Source organism: Pseudonocardia sp. TMWB2A (genome assembly GCF_017312135.1).
This window is the reverse complement of the sequence record NZ_QKQY01000001.1, coordinates 1,529,986-1,546,437: the sequence shown is the minus strand read 5'-3', so window position 1 is coordinate 1,546,437 and position 16,452 is coordinate 1,529,986. Positions and strand designations below refer to the sequence as shown.

Sequence of the window (16,452 nt, the reverse complement as noted above, 5' to 3'; positions counted from 1 at the left end):
TTGAAAGTTCCACCCAATCGCGCAGCCAAGGGCCGCCAGCCATTGCCCCGCGCGGCGGGACTCGATAGAGCGCAAGCACATCCTTTTGAGCGAAGCGGGAAATACAGGCATGGGTGGAGACGAAATCAAGGTCGGCATTGTCATGGGGAGCCAGTCGGACTGGGAAACCATGATCCGCGCAAGCGAGGTGCTGCGCGAACTGAGCGTGGCCCATGAATGTCGCATCGTATCCGCCCACCGCACGCCCGACCGGCTGGTCGAATATGCCAAGGGCGCGGCAGAGCGCGGCCTTAAAGTGATTATCGCAGGCGCAGGCGGCGCAGCGCATCTGCCCGGTATGGTCGCATCGATGACCTGGCTCCCTGTTCTGGGCGTGCCGGTGCAATCGCAAGCCTTGTCCGGCATGGATAGCCTATTGTCGATTGTGCAGATGCCGGGCGGGGTTCCGGTGGGAACGCTGGCTATTGGGAACGCGGGGGCGACCAATGCGGGGCTGATGGCGGCCTCCATCCTTGCAACACAGGATGACGCGCTCGCCGGACGGCTTCAGGATTGGCGCGCGGCCCAGACGCAGAAAGTGGCTGACACGCCATCATGAGCGCAGGCACAGAAGCGGACAGCGCGGTGATCGGGCCGGGGGCAACCATCGGCATTATCGGTGGCGGACAGCTTGGGCGGATGATGGCCATGGCCGCAGCCCGGCTTGGCTATCGCACCCATATTTATGCGCCGGAAAGTTCGGGGCCGGCCTTTGAAGTATCGACCCATTGGACGCAAGGCGCTTATGACGATGCCGACGCGCTGGGGCGATTTGCTGACCAATGCGCCGTCGTCACCTATGAATTTGAAAATCTGCCCGCAGCGCCGATAGCCGCGCTGGCCAAACAGGTGCCGCTGCGCCCCAATGGCCGCGCGCTTGCGATTGCGCAGGACAGGCTGGCGGAAAAGGATTTTGTGCGCGATCTGGGCGGCGCGCCCGCGCCTTATCACGGGGTCGATAGCTTGGCCGATCTGGAGTCTGCGCTGGCGGCTATCGGCACACCCGCCATCCTCAAAACCCGGCGCTTGGGTTATGACGGCAAGGGGCAGGTGGTGATCCGCGATGCGGGCGAAGCGGTGGCGGCATGGGACGCGATTGCGGGACAAGCCGCGGTGCTGGAAGGCTTTGTCACCTTCACCCATGAATTTTCCATCCTGCTCGCGCGCACCCCCAATGGCATGATAAAATCATGGGACGCGCCCAAAAATGTCCATGTCGATGGCATTTTGGACCGCTCGACCGTGCCCGCGCCCGATGCGCTGGGCGATACTATTGCCAAGGCGCGCAGCCTTGCCGCGCAGATTGCCGAGGCGCTTGATTATGTCGGGGTGATGGCGTGCGAATTTTTCGCAAGCGCGGATGGGCCAGTGTTCAACGAAATGGCCCCGCGCGTCCATAATAGCGGGCATTGGACCATTGAGGGCGCGCTCACCAGCCAGTTTGAAAACCATATCCGCGCGATTTGCGGACTTCCCTTGGGCAGCACCGCGACCCTCGGTAACCGCGTTGTCATGCACAATATTATCGGCGAGCGGGTCGATGACTGGCCCGAATTTCTCGCCGACCCCGCCTGCCACTTGCATCTTTACGGCAAGGGCAAAGGCCGTGCGGGGCGCAAAATGGGCCATGCGACTTGGGTGCTGGCCGATGAAAGCGAACCCGCCATTCCCGGCGCGAAGTCGGCCAAGGAGGGCAGTGCCTGATGTCTCCCGCCCATCCCGAAATCATCCTCATCATGGCGCGCGCCGACAATGGCGTTGTCGGCAATAAGGGCAAAATGCCCTGGCATCTGCCCGCCGACCTGCGCCGCTTCAAACAGATTACCATGGGCAAGCCGATGGTCATGGGCCGCAAAACGTTCGATAGCCTCCCCGGCATATTGGAAGGCCGCCGCCACATCGTCATCACCCGCGACCAAGCATGGGAAGAAGACGGCGTCGAAGTCGCGCACAGCGTCGAGGACGCCATCCGCATCGCCAACGCCCCGCATATCGCGGTCATTGGCGGCGCGGAAATTTATGCGCTGTTTCTGGACCGCGCCGACCGCATCGAACTGACCGAAATCGATCTGTCGCCCGAAGGCGATGCGCGCATTGCCTATCCGGATGCGGCGCACTGGGAAGAGGTGGCGCGCGAGGATCATCCGGCAGCGGACGGTAAAGCCGCTTACAGTTTTGTCACATTCCGGCGGAAGGGTCTATCATGAAGCGCAAAGGCTGGCTGATCACCGCGGCGGTTATCGCGGTCGCGGCGGGCGGATTTTTCGGCTTTGTCCCGCAAATCGCCGAAAATAGCATGAACAAGGTGACCGGCACCGACCACCGGATTTCCGAGCGCGCCAAGGCGCTGCACGCGAAGCTGTTCATCGCCGACCTCCATTCCGATGCGCTGTTGTGGAATCGCAGCCTGCTCACCCAAAGCGCGCGCGGCCATGTCGATCTGCCCCGGCTGGAGCAAGGCCATGTCGGGTTGCAGATATTTTCGTCGGTGACCAAAACGCCGCGCAACCAGAATTATGACAATAATACAGGTGATAGCGACAATATCACTTTGCTGGCGTTCGGCCAGTTGCAGCCGCCGCGCACATGGTTTTCGCTGGTCGAGCGCAGCCTCTATCATGGGCAGAAACTGGAAGCGGCCGCCAAAGCTTCTAACGGCAGCTTGATGCTGGTGCGCACCCGCGCCGACCTTGCGCGCCTCCTTGCCGAGCGGCAGGCTGGCAAGCGCGTGACCGGCGGGCTGTTCAGCGCCGAAGGGCTGCATAATCTTGAAGGCAAGGAAACCAATCTCGCACGGCTTTATGATGTCGGCCTGCGCTCGGCGGGGCTTACCCATTTTTTCGATAATGAGCTGGGCGCGTCGATGCACGGCGTCAGCCAGGGCGGCCTCACCCCCTTTGGCCGCAAGATGGTGACCGATATGGAAGCGCGCGGCATCCTTGTCGATGTGGCGCATCTGTCGCATCAGGGCGTTGCCGAAGTGCTGGCGATGGCGACCAAGCCGGTCATCAGCTCGCATGGCGGAGTGCAGGCGACCTGCAAGGTCAACCGCAACCTTACCGACGAAGAGGTGAAGGGCATCGCCAAAACGGGCGGCGTGGTCGGCATCGGCTATTGGGACGGGGCGATCTGTTCGACCCGCCCCGATGACATCGCCAAGGCCATTATCCATGTGCGCGACATTGCGGGGATAGACCATGTGGCGCTCGGCTCCGATTTTGACGGCGCGGTCACGACCCCGTTCGATACGCGCGGCGTCCCCCATGTGACGCAGGCGCTCATTGATGCCGGACTTTCGGATGAAGACATCGCCAAGGTGATGGGCGGCAATGTGGTACGCGTGTTGATGCAGACCCTGCCGGAAAAATGATTGCAAACCCCTCGCGGGTATAAAAAGACGAAGATCAGAGATTATTGATGACCATCCCCCGCCTCACCAATGCCGAGCCTGTCCCCGAACCGTTGCGCGGGGCAATCGTGGCGCTCGGCAATTTTGACGGCTTCCATCTGGGGCATCAGGCGGTTGCGGGCGAGGCGATTGCGTGGGCGCGCGCAGAAGGCCGACCCGCGATCATCGCGACATTTGATCCGCATCCGGTGCGCGTGTTCCAGCCCGATGCGCCCTGGTTCCGCCTGACAACGCTCGACCAGCGTCAACGCCTGTTCGAAGCGGCGGGCGCGGACGCGATGTTCATCTTCGAATTTGATCGCGCGCTGGCGAGCGTTCCGGCGGAGGAATTTGTCCGGCGTATCCTCCACGAAGAGATGGGCGTGGCGGGCGTGGTCACGGGCGATGATTTCACTTTCGGCTATAAGCGCGGCGGCAATGTCGCCTTGTTGCGCGACCTCGGCGCACCGCTCGGCATCGAAGCCCGCACTGTGGGGCCGGTCGAAGAGGGCGGGGCGATTGTCTCCTCCACCCGCATCCGCGATGCGCTGCGCTCAGGCGATTGCGCCACCGCGACCCGCCTCCTGACGCGCCCTTTCGCCATCGAAGGCGAGGTCCAGCATGGCGATAAAAATGGCCGAAAACTAGGCTTTCCGACCGCCAATATTGACATGGGCCATTATCTGCGCCCGCGTTATGGCGTCTATGCGGTCAAGGGCCGTTTGCCTGACGGGCAGCTATTGGACGGCGCGGCCAATATCGGCATCCGCCCCAGCTTCGACCCGCCCAAGGAATTGTTAGAACCGCATTTCTTCGACTTTTCCGGCGACCTTTATGGCCAGACCATCGAAGTCGAATTTCACGCCTTCCTGCGCGACGAAATGAAGTTCGACGATATGGATAAGCTGGTCGCGCAAATTGCACAGGATTGTGCGGATGCAAAGGCGGTGTTGGCTTAGCTCGAAACTCCTCCCCTGATAAGGGGAGGTGGATTGCGCGTTAGCGCAAGACGGAGGGGTGACACCCTCTCGATAGCGTCACACCCCTCCGTCACGACCTTCGGTCGCGCCACCTCCCCTGATAAGGGGAGGAGAAGCACCGAGGCCGCCAAACCAGTTGAAACCTCCCGCGCTCTCCCGTAAGGCGCGAAGCTGTATGACTGACGCGCAAAAGCCCGACTATAAAGACACTGTCTTTCTCCCCCAGACCGACTTTCCGATGAAAGCCGGATTGCCGCAGAAAGAGCCGCTCATCCTCGCCAAATGGCAGGAGGAGAACCTCTATGAAAAGCTGCGCGATGCGCGGCGGGGGCATGAAAAATTCATCCTCCATGACGGCCCGCCTTACGCCAATGGCGACATGCATATCGGCCATGCGCTGAACCATATTCTAAAGGACATGGTGGTGCGCACGCAATCTTTGCGGGGCAAGGACGCGCCTTATGTTCCGGGCTGGGATTGCCACGGGCTTCCGATCGAATGGAAGGTCGAGGAGCAATATCGCAAGAAAAAATTGAACAAGGATGAGGTGCCGGTCAAGGAATTCCGCGCCGAATGTCGTGCCTATGCAAAACATTGGGTCGATGTGCAGCGCGAGCAATTAAAGCGGCTCGGCATCAATGGCGATTGGGCGCATCCCTATCTCACCATGGATTTCGATGCGGAAGCGACCATCGTGTCGGAACTGATGAAATTCGCGTCGAATAATATGCTCTACCGCGGGGCAAAGCCGGTGATGTGGTCGCCGGTGGAGAAAACCGCTTTGGCCGAAGCCGAGGTGGAATATGAGGACATCACCTCGACGCAGGTGGATATTGCGTTTGAAATCACGGACTCGCCGATCAAGGAATTGATCGGGGCTTATGCGGTGATCTGGACGACCACGCCTTGGACGATTCCGGTCAATCAAGCTTTGGCCTATGGGCCGGACGTTGAGTATTGGAAAATCTCCTTCCAACCGGAATGGGATGACGGTGGCGACGGTATTTGGTCAGAGGATGATCCGCGGCGGCAATATATTGAACGCTATTCAAGCAAAGGTGGAATGCGCAGCTTTATTGTCGCTGCTTCGCTGGCAGATCAATTTGTGGACCGTATCCGGGCTGAATTTCGACGTAACGCGGAATTGTTAGGCATTGAAAATCTCAGAATTCACGGTTTTTATGAACAAGCAAAATTCAAAGGCTCCGATCTCGCCGGAACAATCGCGCGGCATCCGATGGCGAAGCTGTTTGAATCTCCCCTCCCCTTTAGGGGAGGGGTCGGGGGTGGGGGCAGTCAAACTGACGCCACGCCTGCGGACAGCCCCCACCCCAACCCCTCCCCTGAAGGGGAGGGGCTTAATAGTCCCGCGACCATCCACCCCGACTCCCCCCTCGCGGAATTTTTCCTCCGCCCTCGTCCCTTCCTCCCCGGCGATTTCGTGACGACCGATAGCGGCACCGGCTTGGTCCATATGGCGCCCGACCATGGCGAGGACGACTTTGACCTGTGCAAGGCGCACGGCATCAACCCCGTGTTCGCGGTTGAAGGCGATGGCAAATATCGCGAGGATTGGGCCTGGCTCGGCGGGCTAGGGTCGGTCATCAATCCCAAGTTTAACGCGCCCGATGGTCCCATCTGTTCGGACCTTCGCGACGCGGGCGCTTTGCTCGCGGCGTCAAGCGATTATAAGCATAGCTATCCCCACTCATGGCGCTCCAAAGCCAAGGTCATTTATCGCTGCACGCCGCAATGGTTCGTGTCTATGGACAAGGTGATGACCCATATTTCGCCCAAGACCCGGGCCGAAAAAGGCTGGGAGAATGAAGGCGGGGCGATTAATCCGGCGGAAGAGGCTTTATGCGCCGCGCCAACATTGCGTCAGGCCGCGATGAACGCGATTACCGATACGCGCTTCATCCCCGAAAAGGGCCGCAACCGCATCGGCGCGATGGTCGAAGGCCGCCCCGATTGGGTGTTGTCACGCCAGCGCGCATGGGGCGTTCCGATCACCTTGTTCGTGCATAGAAAGTCGGGCGAATATCTCGTCGATCCCGAAGTCAATGACCGCATCATTGCCGCCATCCGCGCCGAGGGCGTCGATGCGTGGGACGAAGAGCGCGCCCAAACCTATCTGGGCGACAAATATGACGCCGCCGATTATGAGCGCGTGACCGACATTTTGGACGTGTGGTTCGACAGCGGTTGCACCCATGCGTTCGTGCTGGAAAGCGGCAAATGGCCGGACCTTAAATGGCCCGCCGACCTTTATCTGGAAGGCAGCGACCAGCATCGCGGCTGGTTCCAGTCGAGCTTGCTTGAAAGTTGCGGCACGCGGGGCCGTGCGCCTTATAATGCAGTGCTGACCCACGGCTTTACGATGGCGGCGGACGGGCGCAAAATGTCCAAGTCGCTCAATAATAGCATCTCGCCGCTCGACCTGATGCGCGATTATGGCGCGGATATTATCCGCCTGTGGGCGCTGTCGGTTGATTATACCGAGGATCACCGCATCGGGAAGGAAATCCTTGCCGGGGTGGGCGACCAATATCGTAAGCTGAGGAACAGTTTCCGCTATATGTTGGGCGCTTTGTCGGACTTTGACGAGGCCGAGCGCGTGGAAGTGGCCGATATGCCGGAACTGGAGCAGTATATGCTCCACCTGCTCGCGGATATGGACACCAAGCTCAAACAGGCGGTCGATGATTTCGATTTCAACACTTATGTGCGGCTATTGAGCGATTTCGCCAATGAAGACCTGTCGGCTTTCTTCTTCGATATCCGCAAAGATTGCCTCTATTGCGACGCCAAAGATGACCCGAAACGCCGCGCTTATCGCACGGTGCTCGACATCTTGTTCCAAGCCATGGTGCGCTATACCGCGCCGGTGCTGGTGTTCACCGCGGAAGAAGTGTGGCAATCGCGCTATCCGGACAGCGACAGCGTGCATTTGCTGGTATGGCCTATCCTCCCTGACCTTCGTCATTCCCGCGAAAGCGGGAATCCAACTGATGCTGGTGCCGTTTTGACGGGTCCGGAAATGGATCCCCGCCTTCGCGGGGATGACGAGTTGGTTAGGAAATGGACGCAAGTGCGACATTTACGCAATCAATTGACCGAATCTATTGAGCCGTTACGCCGCGAGAAGATTGTGGGTTCAAGCCTTGCCGCTGATGTCGAAGCCTTAGCATTCGGCGAGCGCGAACTTGAACTTCTAACATCAGTGGATTTTGCTGAAGTTGCGATTGTTTCTGATTTCAAAGTCGTAAAAGTAAATGCGAATACGGTGACGTCAGAGGATTTAGCGAAAACCCAAGGACTGCATTTAGTTCGGTTTGTGCCAACCAAAACCCACAACCATAAATGCGGGCGCTGCTGGCGGCATTTGCCGGACGTTGCCGAAGATGGTGCATTGTGCGGGCGCTGTGATGCGGTGCTAGCGGGTGAAGGAGCGGCGGCATGAAGCAGTATCGCATCACCGGCCTTATTGTGGCGGGGCTGATTTTCCTTGCCGACCAGCTTGTCAAATATGTCGTGACCGGCCCGTTGCAACTGCAACATCGCGGCGAACAGGGCATCAACCTCATTCCCTTTTTCAAGCTCACTTATGCGGAAAATAACGGGGTTTCGATGGGAATGCTGACCGCTAATACCGATCTGCAACGCTGGTTGCTGGTCGGATTGACGGCGGTGGTCGCTTCGCTGGTCGCGGGCTGGCTGTGGAAAGAAAAGCAAAAATGGGACGCGATGGCGCTGGGGCTTATTTTGGGCGGCGCGCTCGGCAATATCCTTGATCGGGTGCGGCTTGGCTATGTCGTCGATTATGCCGATTTCCACATCGGCACCTGGCGGCCTTTCCTGATTTTCAATCTGGCCGACGCGGCGATTACAATCGGCGTGCTGATTCTGATTGCACGGGCCTTTTTGTTGCGCGACAAGGGCGAAACCGCTAGCGAGGCTTGAACAAGGGCCATCCCCGACCCGTGTTCCCCCGCGTTCCGCTCCGTTCAACCGGGGTTCAGCGCGAAACGGGTTGAGGGGTGGAGTAGTTTTTGGAGTTTAGATGACGATGCGTAAATCCACCCTGCTTTTGGCCCTTGGTGCGGCTGTCAGCCTGTCGGCTTGTGCAAGCGGCAGCCTGTTTGACCGCGACCGTCCGGACGAATTCGCGGTTGGCCGTCAGGCACCGCTCGTCGTTCCCCCCGATTTCAGCCTGAACCCGCCGCAGCCCGGCGCGCCGCGTCCCGGCGTGGAAGGCGCAGGCGAGCAGACCTTGCGCGCCTTGTTCGGCGGCCCCGCTCCGCGCAGCGGCGCAGAAACCTCGCTTTTGAATGATGCGGGCGGCCAGCGCGCCGATGCCGGTATCCGCACCACCGTGGGCGATCCGGCAACCAACAGCGTCGACAAGGGCGCAACCGTGCGCAACATTCTGGCAGCCCCCGAAGGCGCCGGCCAGTTCGCCAATGCGGACACCCCGCAAAACTGATTTTAGCGACATCCGGCAACGGAAAAAAATAGGCCGCCTCCGGATAAGGAGCGCGGCCTTTTTTTGTGGGGTGGGGTGGGGGAGGGGATAGGGTAGAGGGTAGCAAAAAACCGTCAGTCATGAGCAGAAAAAACCGCTAGCCCTGAGCTTGTCGAAGGGCGTCTGTCAGTATTGCATCCACCTATCCTGATGGCCGTGCTTCGACAAGCTCAGCACTAACGGGGAACGATAAACTCACCCCGTGCTTCTATAAGCTCAGCACTAACGGGGAACGATAAACTCGCCCCGCGCTTCGACAAGCTCAGCACTAGCGGAGAAAGCTAAGCCCTCCTCGTGCTTCGACAAGCTCAGCACTAGCGGAGTTGGGTTTCGAAAAACTTTGACAAGCACGCTATGCGATAATCCGGCTATCCCGCACTGTCCCCATTCACCCAAGCCAAAGCCTCGTCGCGGGCATCGGGTTCAAACACGCGATAGCTGATATTGGGCAATATCATGCTTTCAAAACGGGTTGCGCCGCGAATCCAGGCTTGGTCGGCGACCACCGCGACACGGCCAAATTGGCCGAGTTTTCCGAACAGGGGCATGGCGCGCATCGTATAGGCACCGAGCGAGTCCAGCTCTATCCCCTCAATATCGTGCGTTTCGACGAAAATATGGACCGTGCCATGGGCGGCCATCAGCGCGTCGAGCCGGTCCATGATCGTGTCGAGATCGGCTCCGGTAATATTGTGCGAAATGGTAAGTGCCAGCACATCGTCGGCGCTGTCGATGAGGTGCAACATAAACGACTCCTTTGCGAAGATAGTCGCTTATTTATAGTCGATTGTGATGCAATCCGCAGCCTGTTTTGCAAGCGCGCGCGCCGCATCGCTGGTCGCACCGGTCGCAAGCGCTACGCCCATGCGGCGATAGGGCCGCGTGACGGGCTTGCCGAACAAACGCACATCCACGCGCGCGTCCGCAGCCCCCAGAGTAAGCGCATCGGCTAGCCCCGAAAAAGCATAATCCTCCGCGTCCCGGTCGGCGAGAATGACCGCCGATGCTGCCGCAGGCGCGGTCATGCCGATGGCCGGGATGGGGAGGCCGAGGATGGCGCGGGCGTGCAAATCAAATTCGCTCAAATGCTGGCCGATCAAGGTCACCATCCCGGTATCATGCGGGCGCGGGGACAGTTCGGAGAAAATAACCTGATCGTCTTTGGTCACAAAAAATTCGACGCCGAACAGACCATAGCCGCCCAGATTATCGACCACTTTCGCGGCCATTTGCTGTGCGGCGGCAATGGCGGCATCGCTCATCGCGGTCGGTTGCCAGCTTTCTTGATAATCGCCGCGTTCTTGCCGGTGGCCGATGGGCGGGCAAAACAGGATGCCATCCTTGGTCCGCACCGTGAGCAGCGTAATTTCATAGGCAAAGTCGATAAATTGCTCGACAATCACGCGCTGCCGGTCGCCGCGCATCCCGGCACAGGCATAATCCCACGCCGCGCGCACATCTTCCGCGCCGCGCACCACGCTCTGCCCCTTGCCGGACGAGGACATGACCGGCTTCATCACCGACGGAAAGCCGATGTCGGCTGCGGCTTGCTCCGCTTCCTCCAGCGTTTTGGCATAGGCATAAAGGCTGGTCGCAACGCCCAATTCCTGCGCCGCCATATCGCGGATCGCATCGCGGTTCATGGTCAATTGCGTCGCGCGCGCGGTGGGGATGATGTTGAAACCTTCCGCCTCCAGCGCGCCCAATTCTTCGGTGCGGATCGCTTCGACCTCGGGGACGATATGGGTGGGCTGATGCTTGAGCACCACCGCGCGCAGCGCCGCCCCGTCGAGCATCGAAAATATCTCTGCCGCGTCGGCGACCTGCATCGCGGGCGCATCGGCGTAGCTGTCACACGCAATCACCCGCGCGCCCAAACGCTTGGCCGAAATGGTAAATTCCCGGCCCAATTCGCCGGAGCCGAGAAGGAGGATAATAGCGGTCGGTGTCATGGGGCGGTCTATAATCGCAACTGTGTGATTATGGAAACTATCCCTGCCGATAATAAGTCTATGTTGCGGTGCAGCATAAAAAGCGATTATAGAATGGCTCGTTCCAAAGCATCACGGATTCCCCTGAAAAATGACCGATACGTCTGCGCCCGTCGCGCATTCCCCCATGGCTCCCGCTATGCCCGCTCCGCCCGTCACGTTGATATTATGCGCGTTAGGGATGGGCGGTTTTGCGATTGGTATCACCGAATTTGCAACGATGAGCCTGCTGCCTGACTTTGCGCGCAGCTTGCACATTGATGCCCCGACCGCAGGGCACGCGATTAGCGCCTATGCACTGGGCGTCGTGGTCGGTGCGCCCGCGATCACCATATTGGCCGCAAAGATGCGCCGCCGCACCTTGTTGATCGGTTTGATGATAGTGTTCGCCTTGGGCAATTTGCTTGCGGCCTTTTCGCAAACCTATCCGCAAATGCTGGCTTTCCGCTTTTTGAGCGGATTGCCGCATGGGGCCTATTTTGGCATTGCGACCCTAGTGGCCGCATCGCTGGTGCCACGGGATCAGCGGGTGAAGGCGTCGGCCTATGTCCTGCTTGGCCTTACAATCGCGAATATTATCGGCACGCCTTTTGCCAATTTATTGGGGCAGATTGCGGGGTGGCGGTCCTGCTTTATCGTGGTGGCGGTGCTGGCCATTATGACCGCCGGATTAGTGTGGCGCATCGTGCCCGATGAAGCGCCCGATGCGAAGGCCAACCCTTTGCGCGAACTGGGCGCGCTAAAAAAACCGCAAGTGTGGTTGACCTTGGGGATTGGCGCGATCGGCTTTGGGGGCATGTTTTCGGTCTATACCTATCTTGCCGACACGATGACGCATGTGACCGGCGTGTCCCAGAAAATGGTGCCGCTGGCGTTAATGATATTCGGCATCGGTATGTTTTCGGGCAGCTTGATCATCCCGCGGTTTGAACGCTTCGGTTTGCTGAAGCCGGCGGCGGGGGTGCTCGTCTTCTCGGCCATCGCATTGAGCCTCTACTGGTTCACTGCCGCGCATCTGCCGCTCTTGCTGATGAATGTCGTCGCAATAGGCATGGGCGGAATGTTAGCGCCGCTGTTGCAAACGCGGCTGATGGACGTGGCAGGCGACGCACAGGCACTTGCTGCCGCGCTCAACCATTCCGCATTTAACGCGGCCAATGCGCTGGGACCATTTCTTGGCGGGCTTGCCATTTCGGCAGGCTATGGCTGGCAATCAACCGGGCCGGTAGGCGCAGGGTTGGCACTAGGCGGCTTGGCGATATTGGGTGTGTCGGTGTCGGTCGAGCGGGGGGCTAAGCCAAGTCTTTGAACGGGTTGACGATGCGGAGGATGTGTCCGTCAGGGCCTTCCATCACCAAGCCATCCTGCATATCTTCGGAATAGAGGATGTCGCATTTGGCTTCAAAAGCGGCGGCTACAATCAAACTGTCATAGATGGAAAACCGGAAGCGCGCCGCGATACGGCAGGCTTGTTCGTGCAGCGGAAGGCTTAAGGCGAGGATGGTAGGGCAGCATGTGTGAATGAAGTCGAGACTTTCTTGCACCTCGTCCCATGTCATACCTAGTTTACGCCGCGCGACATTCACAAATTCGTTGAGGCATTGGACGCTGATGACGCCCTCTTGACGCAGCAGCGAGCGGGCCACCGCGTTGCGCGGATCCTGGCTATGGGCATAGACCAGAATATTGGTGTCGAAGAATTGCATTGCCGCGTTCAGCGGGCGTTCGCTTCGTCGCGGTCGAATTTATATCCGGGGGGCAGGGGCTTGGCGATGCGGCGCATCCCTTCAATCGCTTCGTCGCGCGTGAGGATGCGGCGTATGCCGATCTTGCCTTCAATCGCGCACAGGTCGATTTCGTCGCCTTCTTCAAGACGCAATTCGCGCGCCACATCGGCGGGAATACGGATGGCGAGGCTATTGCCCCATTTGGCGACTTTCATGGGATTTGCTCCTTATGGATATACATATACGCCATGTATATCCGTGGGGCAAGTTCTTGCGGTTACGGGCCGTCTGCTATACATTTATAGCAAGGAGGCGTCACCCCATGTTGGCTATTCGATTGGATGCAGAGTTGGAGCGCCGCTTGGCGGACCTTGCCGCGCGGACGGGGCGCACCAAAACCTATTATGCGCGCCGGGCGATCGAGGAATATATTGACGATCTGGAAGACCATGCGCTCGCGACCGAGGCGATGGCGGATTATGACCCGAAGCGGAATGTGTCGCATGACGAAATGAAGCGGCGCCTTGGTCTGGACGATTGAATATAGCGCGGGCGTTGCCAAAACGCTCGGCAAGATCGACCGACAGGCGGCGGCGCGCATATTGAAAGCGGTCGAAGAGATTGCCGCGCTCGACGATCCGCGCCTGCGGGGCAAGGCGCTGACGGGGGAATTGTCCGGCCTGTGGCGTTACCGCGTCGGCGATTATCGCGTGATTGCCAAAATCGAGGACGGGCGGCTGGTGATTGTCGTGGTGGCGCTGGGCCACCGCCGCGATGTGTATCGGCGGTGAGCGGGTTTAAGCCACCCCACCCTCCACGACGCCCACACTATTATGCCGCAAGGCCTTCAGCACCGTGTCGACAATATGCGGGGCGTTTAATCCCGCTTCGTCATATTGTTTGTCGGGGCTATTCTGGTCCTGGAACATATCGGGGAGGCGCATAGTGCGTAGTTTCAGGCCATTGTCGATGAGGCCCTCATCGCTCGCCATGGTGAGGACGTGCGCGCCCAAGCCGCCGACGGCGTTTTCCTCGATGGTCACGCACACCTCATGGCTCGTCAGCAATTTACGGATCAGCGCCTCGTCGAGCGGCTTGGCAAAGCGTAAGTCAGCGACGGTGGTCGAAAGCCCCTTGGCGTCCAACTCGTCGGCGGCCTTTAACGCTTCTTCCAATCGTGTGCCGAGCGAGAGGATCGCGACCGATTTGCCTTCGCGCACCAAGCGGCCCTTGCCGATTGCCAAGCGTTCGGGGACTTCGGGGAGCGCAACGCCGGTGCCATTGCCGCGCGGATAACGGAACGCAATCGGGCCGTCATCATGGAGCGTCGCGGTATAGGTCATATGGACCAGTTCCGCTTCATCTGCCGGGGCCATCACCACCATATTGGGGAGCGTCGCGAGATAGGTCACGTCAAACGATCCCGCATGGGTCGCGCCGTCCGCACCGACCAGCCCTGCACGGTCAATCGCAAAGCGCACCGGCAAATTCTGGATCGCGACATCATGCACGACCTGATCATAGGCGCGCTGGAGGAAGGTCGAATAAATCGCGCAAAAGGGCCGCATCCCTTGTGCCGCCAAGCCTGCTGCGAATGTTACGGCGTGCTGTTCGGCAATGCCGACATCGAACGTCCGGTCGGGATGGGCTTTCGCGAATTTATCAACGCCGGTGCCCGATGGCATGGCGGCGGTGATCGCGACGATGCGCGGGTCGGTATCGGCCAGCTTCGCCAAGGTTTCCCCGAACACATTCTGGTAGGCGGGCGCGGAGGCAGGCGCTTTGACCTGCTCGCCCGTCACCACGTCGAATTTCTGGACGCCATGATATTTGTCGGCGGACGCTTCGGCGGGGGCATAGCCTTTGCCCTTTTGCGTGACGACATGGATGAGGCATGGGCCCTCGGCGGCATCGCGCACATTTTCCAGCACGGGGATGAGATGGTCGAGATTATGCCCGTCAATCGGCCCGACATAATAAAAGCCAAGCTCTTCGAACAAGGTGCCGCCCATCGCCATGCCGCGCGCAAATTCGTCGGTTTTGCGGGCAGCAGCATGGAGGGGTGGAGGGAGGAGGCGCGAAAATTTCTTCGCCACTTCGCGCATTTCGAGGAAAGGCCGCGACGATACCAGCCGCGCCAGATAGGCCGACAGCCCGCCCACCGGCGGCGCAATCGACATATCATTATCGTTCAGAATGACGACCAGACGGTTGCCCGCTTGCTCGGCATTGTTCATCGCCTCATAGGCCATGCCCGCCGACATCGAGCCATCGCCGATGACCGCAATCGCCTTGCCGGGTTTGTCGGCAATCTTGTTGGCAATCGCAAAGCCCAAGGCCGCCGAAATCGAGGTCGAGCTATGCGCCGCGCCGAACGGATCATATTCGCTCTCGCTGCGCTTGGTGAAGCCGCTGAGGCCGCCACCTTGCCGCAACGTGCGGATACGGTCGCGCCGTCCGGTCAAAATCTTGTGCGGATAGCATTGGTGGCCAACGTCCCACACCAAACGGTCATCGGGCGTGTTGAACACATAATGGATCGCGGTGGTCAATTCGACCACACCCAACCCCGAACCGAGGTGCCCGCCGGTGGTGCCGACCGCCGCTATGGTTTCGGTGCGCAACTCGTCGGCAAGCTGGCGCAACTGCTCCGGCGCAAGGGCGCGCAGGTCGGCGGGCGTGGTGACGGTATCGAGCAAAGGTGTCTGTGAAAGAACAGTCATAAAAATGCCTTACGCCCCGTTGCCGCAGGAGTCGAACCAAAAAGCGGTGCAGTGGATGTGCAGAAGGGGTGGGTCGTTAACTTTGAAGGATCGGGTAAACTTTATTGCGCCCGTGCCGGAAAATATCCCGACGCGGCAACATAATTTTCAACCGCTTTTGCGTCGGTCGTGTCGAGTTCAATAATCTGCTTGAGCGCAAGACGCTTGTCTTGGGCCTTGGCATAATAGGATTTCGCGATGGCATAGCCGACATAATAGCCAAGGTCGCGCACGCCAAACGGGCTGCCGTCAACGCCGGTATAGAGCCAACCGTTCGCACTTGCGCCCTTGGCGAGATCCGCTTGAAAGCGCGCCTTGATCGCGGCGTCATTGGCCGGGCCGAAGGTCATATAGGGGAGGTTGGGCAATTTTCCGGTGACGCGCTCGGTCACGAAATCGGCCGCGCCTTCCGATACGGTTTGCGCAAGGAGGCCGGTGGCGCCTTCTTTTTGCTGGGTGTGCACAAATTCGTGGATGGCTAGGACGGGGAGGCCTTTTTCGGGGTCGGTTGCGTAAAAAGCGCTGAAAAATTTCTTACCGCGTTCGGGAAGTTCGCTCAAATCCACTTGGGCATTGCCCATCACCAATTCGGTGCCGAACATGACCTTATCGCCCGACGCCGTGCCTGCCGAGGTCATGCAGCCGACAAGGAAATACACGCTTGCGGGACGCATTTCGGGATAGACGGCGCGGAATTTTGCAAGGTCGGGGGCGATGGCGACGGTGAGGTTGCGCGCGGCCAAGGATCGCGCGCGCAGGCTTTCCCAAAACCGCGGATAATTGCGCATATGGTCGGTGTAGGTTTCCGCCGTGCATCTTTTGGCGGCGGCAAAGGCTTTGAGCCCCGCGCTGCCGCTATCGAGATAGCCACTTTGCACGAGCGCGATTTGCGTTGGCCGGTCATTGGTCGCGCGGACCCTATCATAAGTCGCCCAGAAACGATCAATGTCGCCCGTTTCTATCGGCGGGGCGGAGAGCGAGGCATTGTTTTGGGCCGGTTCCAGCGGCGCGCATCCGCTCGCCATAGCCAACAGGCTGCC

General features: G+C 59.5%; 17 protein-coding genes. 11 read left to right on the top strand and 6 right to left on the bottom strand.

Features of this window, described 5'->3' with window-relative positions:
* Positions 1-109: 109 nt before the first annotated feature.
* The 8 genes from purE (at position 110) to DMP17_RS07175 (ending at position 8,893) form a co-directional block, all read left to right on the top strand.
* Positions 110-598, top strand: coding sequence for a 5-(carboxyamino)imidazole ribonucleotide mutase (gene purE / locus DMP17_RS07210; protein WP_337829770.1), 489 nt, complete (start codon positions 110-112; stop codon positions 596-598).
* Positions 595-1,743 carry a 5-(carboxyamino)imidazole ribonucleotide synthase gene (locus DMP17_RS07205; RefSeq protein WP_337828384.1) on the top strand — a complete coding sequence of 383 codons (1,149 nt, stop codon included), beginning with the start codon at positions 595-597 and terminating at the stop codon, positions 1,741-1,743. The genes purE and DMP17_RS07205 overlap by 4 nt, the downstream gene beginning before the upstream one ends.
* Positions 1,743-2,246 (top strand): dihydrofolate reductase, encoded by a 504-nt coding sequence (locus DMP17_RS07200; protein WP_337828383.1) that lies wholly within the window; start codon positions 1,743-1,745, stop codon positions 2,244-2,246. The genes DMP17_RS07205 and DMP17_RS07200 overlap by 1 nt, the downstream gene beginning before the upstream one ends.
* Positions 2,243-3,409: a dipeptidase gene (locus DMP17_RS07195; RefSeq protein ID WP_337828382.1), complete on the top strand. Its 1,167-nt coding sequence runs from the start codon at positions 2,243-2,245 to the stop codon at positions 3,407-3,409. The genes DMP17_RS07200 and DMP17_RS07195 overlap by 4 nt, the downstream gene beginning before the upstream one ends.
* 47 nt (positions 3,410-3,456) lie before the next feature.
* A complete protein-coding gene (locus tag DMP17_RS07190; RefSeq protein WP_337828381.1) occupies positions 3,457-4,386 on the top strand; it encodes a bifunctional riboflavin kinase/FAD synthetase in 930 nt (309 codons plus the stop codon).
* A gap of 196 nt (positions 4,387-4,582) precedes the next feature.
* Positions 4,583-7,870, top strand: a complete 3,288-nt coding sequence (locus tag DMP17_RS07185) for an isoleucine--tRNA ligase (RefSeq protein WP_337828380.1) — start codon at positions 4,583-4,585, stop codon at positions 7,868-7,870.
* Entirely contained in the window at positions 7,867-8,370 is a 504-nt protein-coding gene (gene lspA, locus DMP17_RS07180; RefSeq protein WP_337828379.1) for a signal peptidase II, read from the top strand. Before DMP17_RS07185 ends, lspA begins: the two co-directional genes overlap by 4 nt.
* A 100-nt stretch (positions 8,371-8,470) precedes the next feature.
* On the top strand, positions 8,471-8,893 hold the full coding sequence (locus DMP17_RS07175; protein WP_337828378.1) for a DUF3035 domain-containing protein: 423 nt from the start codon (positions 8,471-8,473) through the stop codon (positions 8,891-8,893).
* A gap of 407 nt (positions 8,894-9,300) precedes the next feature.
* Here the strand turns inward: DMP17_RS07175 and DMP17_RS07170 are convergent, their stop codons facing one another.
* Both DMP17_RS07170 and purT read right to left on the bottom strand, forming a co-directional pair.
* Positions 9,301-9,678 (bottom strand): STAS/SEC14 domain-containing protein, encoded by a 378-nt coding sequence (locus DMP17_RS07170; RefSeq protein ID WP_337828377.1) that lies wholly within the window; start codon positions 9,676-9,678, stop codon positions 9,301-9,303.
* A 27-nt stretch (positions 9,679-9,705) separates the two neighbouring features.
* On the bottom strand, positions 9,706-10,884 hold the full coding sequence (purT, locus tag DMP17_RS07165) for a formate-dependent phosphoribosylglycinamide formyltransferase (protein WP_337828376.1): 1,179 nt from the start codon (positions 10,882-10,884) through the stop codon (positions 9,706-9,708).
* A 220-nt stretch (positions 10,885-11,104) separates the two neighbouring features.
* On the opposite strand from purT, the gene DMP17_RS07160 reads away from it, so the two are divergent.
* On the top strand, positions 11,105-12,232 hold the full coding sequence (locus DMP17_RS07160) for an MFS transporter (RefSeq protein ID WP_337828375.1): 1,128 nt from the start codon (positions 11,105-11,107) through the stop codon (positions 12,230-12,232).
* Here the strand turns inward: DMP17_RS07160 and DMP17_RS07155 are convergent.
* Positions 12,216-12,629, bottom strand: coding sequence for a PIN domain-containing protein (locus tag DMP17_RS07155; RefSeq protein ID WP_337828374.1), 414 nt, complete (start codon positions 12,627-12,629; stop codon positions 12,216-12,218). The two genes, DMP17_RS07160 and DMP17_RS07155, sit on opposite strands and share 17 nt — an antisense overlap.
* An 8-nt stretch (positions 12,630-12,637) precedes the next feature.
* Positions 12,638-12,865 carry an AbrB/MazE/SpoVT family DNA-binding domain-containing protein gene (locus DMP17_RS07150; RefSeq protein WP_337828373.1) on the bottom strand — a complete coding sequence of 76 codons (228 nt, stop codon included), beginning with the start codon at positions 12,863-12,865 and terminating at the stop codon, positions 12,638-12,640.
* A gap of 107 nt (positions 12,866-12,972) precedes the next feature.
* Here DMP17_RS07150 and relB point away from each other — a divergent pair, with 107 nt between their 5' ends.
* Both relB and DMP17_RS07140 read left to right on the top strand, forming a co-directional pair.
* On the top strand, positions 12,973-13,191 hold the full coding sequence (gene relB, locus DMP17_RS07145; protein WP_337828372.1) for a type II toxin-antitoxin system RelB family antitoxin: 219 nt from the start codon (positions 12,973-12,975) through the stop codon (positions 13,189-13,191).
* Positions 13,175-13,441, top strand: a complete 267-nt coding sequence (locus DMP17_RS07140; RefSeq protein ID WP_337828371.1) for a type II toxin-antitoxin system RelE family toxin — start codon at positions 13,175-13,177, stop codon at positions 13,439-13,441. Before relB ends, DMP17_RS07140 begins: the two co-directional genes overlap by 17 nt.
* 6 nt (positions 13,442-13,447) lie before the next feature.
* Here DMP17_RS07140 and dxs read toward each other — a convergent pair whose 3' ends face one another.
* Positions 13,448-15,373 carry a 1-deoxy-D-xylulose-5-phosphate synthase gene (dxs, locus tag DMP17_RS07135; protein ID WP_337828370.1) on the bottom strand — a complete coding sequence of 642 codons (1,926 nt, stop codon included), beginning with the start codon at positions 15,371-15,373 and terminating at the stop codon, positions 13,448-13,450.
* A 101-nt stretch (positions 15,374-15,474) separates the two neighbouring features.
* The gene (locus tag DMP17_RS07130; RefSeq protein ID WP_337828369.1) at positions 15,475-16,437 is read right to left on the bottom strand and encodes a hypothetical protein; all 963 of its coding nucleotides are present in this window, start codon (positions 16,435-16,437) and stop codon (positions 15,475-15,477) included.
* Between the last annotated feature and the right edge of the window lie 15 nt (positions 16,438-16,452).